Consider the following 2,551-nt stretch of genomic DNA (forward strand, 5'->3'; position numbering starts at 1 on the left):
CACCCGATTTAATGCCAAGTGATATTTTAGGAACTTCTGTTTTCAATTTGAAAGACTCTGAATTCGAATTTAAAAAAGGACCAATTTTCTCCAACATGATTCTTATTGATGAAATTAATAGAGCACCTGCGAAAACGCAAGCCGCTTTGTTTGAAGTTATGGAAGAGCAGCAAATAACCATTGACGGAAATAAGTTTTTATTGGATTCTCCTTTTATGGTTTTAGCCACTCAAAACCCAATTGAACAAGAAGGCACTTACAGGTTACCGGAAGCTCAATTAGATAGATTTCTTTTTAAAATAGACGTTAATTATCCGAATTTAGATGAAGAAATAGAAATATTATCCAGAGAACATTTACTAAAGGACAAAGTAAAAACCGATGAAGTAGTTTCGTTTTTAACAGCTAAACAAATTGCTGAATATCAAAATTTAGTGGCCCAAGTTTTAGTTGAAGAACATTTACTAAAATACATCGCACAACTTATTGTAGCTACCAGAAGTAATCAATTTTTGTATTTAGGCGCTTCACCAAGAGCGTCCATCGCCATTTTAAAATCGAGTAAAGCGTTTGCTGCCATGAGTGGTCGCGATTTTGTAACACCCGAAGATATTAAACGCGCCGCAATTCCTGTTTTACAACACAGAGTTATTGTAACGCCAGAACGTGAAATGGAAGGTGTTTCTAGTAAACAAATTATTAAACAAATTATTGAAACGGTTGAAATACCAAGGTAAAAAATAGGCAGTCATCAGTATTCCGTAAGCAATCAAAAACTAACAACGAACAAATTTGAAAATTTTCAAACCCTTCTACATACAACCGCGTTTTTTCTATGCAGGCATTGGCATTGTAGTTTTGTTTGCGTTGAGTTATTTCATTCCTATATTGTTTAATGTTGCGCAATTATCCATTTTAATTTTAGTGCTGCTTTTCATTTTAGACTTTCTTATTGTTTTCCTCGGAAAAAATAAAATTGAAGCTAAAAGAATACTGCCAGATAAGTTTTCAAATGGCGATAAGAATCAAATTAAGCTAGAAATTAATAACAATTACCTACTCACTATTCATCTTGAAATTATTGATGAAATACCAGAACAGTTTCAAGTCCGCGATTTTAAGATTAAAGAATCTATCGCCTCTCGTAAAACCAGATTCATTCAATATGATTTAAGACCAACAGAACGTGGCGAATATTATTTCGGCAATTTAAACATATACGCATCATCTGTTTTAAATATTGTTGCCAAACGCTTCACTTTCGAAAACGGTGCTATGGTGCCAACCTACCCAAGTTTCAAGCAACTCAAGAAATTCGAACTTCTTAATATCAACCAAAACTCCTTAGAATACGGACTCAAAAAAGTACGCCGACTTGGACATTCCATGGAATTTGAGCAAATAAAAGATTATGTTTTAGGCGACGATTTACGCACCATAAACTGGAAAGCTACCGCGAAGAAAAACCAGCTGATGGTGAATCAATTTCAAGATGAAAAATCGCAACCTGTGTATTCCATAATCGACAAAGGCCGCATCATGAAAATGCCTTTTGATGGTTTAAGCCTGTTAGATTATGCCATAAATGCAACACTTGTAATAAGTAATGTGGTTTTAAAAAAACATGATAAGGCAGGGATGCTTTCATTTTCAAAACGGATAAAAAATGTGGTAATTGCTGAAAGGCGTAGTTCGCAAATGCAACTTATTTTAGAAGCGCTTTACAATGTGAAAACCGATTTTTTTGAAAGTGATTTTAGCAGATTATATGCCAGCATCAAAAGACACATTACACACCGAAGTTTAATTTTAATGTACACCAATTTTGAAACTTTAGACGGGTTGGAGCGTCAACTCCCCTATTTAAAAGCAATTTCAAAAAGTCATTTGTTGGTGGTTATCTTCTTTAAAAACACCGAGTTGAATAGTTTGATTAAGAATAAAGCTGAAACTATCGAACAGGTTTATGACAAAGTGATAGCTGAAAAATTCGCCTTTGAAAAACGACTGATTGTGAACGAATTAAAAAAGTACGGGATCCATTCCATCCTCACAACACCAGAGCAGTTAACCATAGACACCATTAATAAATATCTTGAGATTAATGCTCGCGGGTTGCTGTAATCTTTTTAATCGTACTGTCTTTTATTAAACCAACTTCCAATAAAGTTTAAGTTTATCGTTAATTTATGGAAGTTTTCTTCAACTAAACCATTATTTAATGTTCCTTCTCTTCCGTAGGAATAAGAAATATTAAGCTTTGCGCTGTTTGACAATGGCAATCCTAAACCAACTGAGGCAAAATAACTGTCTATTTTTTGATTGCTTATGTTTAAAAACCCTGTATTGTAATTTAAACCAAACCTATATTTTACCAAACTCCAATATTTATTTTTATCTTCTGGTAAATACTCAGCACCAAATGCATAAATATCTTGGTTGGAATAACGCTCGTTATTTTGTAATTGGTTTGTATTATCCCAATATAATTTTGAAAAATCAAAACTCGTGGTTATTGAGTTATTTAATTTTGTAGTTACCCCAAAACCTA

General features: G+C 33.4%; 2 protein-coding genes and 1 pseudogene. 2 read left to right on the forward strand and 1 reads right to left on the reverse strand.

The genetic code is table 11. The annotated features are described in order from the left end of the window. The coding region (locus WBN21_RS05010; RefSeq protein WP_424198188.1) for an AAA family ATPase at positions 1-737 on the forward strand (737 nt) is incomplete at its 5' end. A 55-nt stretch (positions 738-792) separates the two neighbouring features. Next, positions 793-2,124 carry a DUF58 domain-containing protein gene (locus WBN21_RS05015; RefSeq protein ID WP_424198189.1) on the forward strand — a complete coding sequence of 444 codons (1,332 nt, stop codon included), beginning with the start codon at positions 793-795 and terminating at the stop codon, positions 2,122-2,124. 5 nt (positions 2,125-2,129) lie between these two features. Here the strand turns inward: WBN21_RS05015 and WBN21_RS05020 are convergent. Further along, positions 2,130-2,551, reverse strand: a pseudogene (locus tag WBN21_RS05020) (hypothetical protein); the annotation flags it as partial.

Source organism: Algibacter sp. (genome assembly GCF_049667265.1).
In the GTDB taxonomy this organism is placed as follows: Bacteria; Bacteroidota; Bacteroidia; order Flavobacteriales; family Flavobacteriaceae; genus Algibacter_B.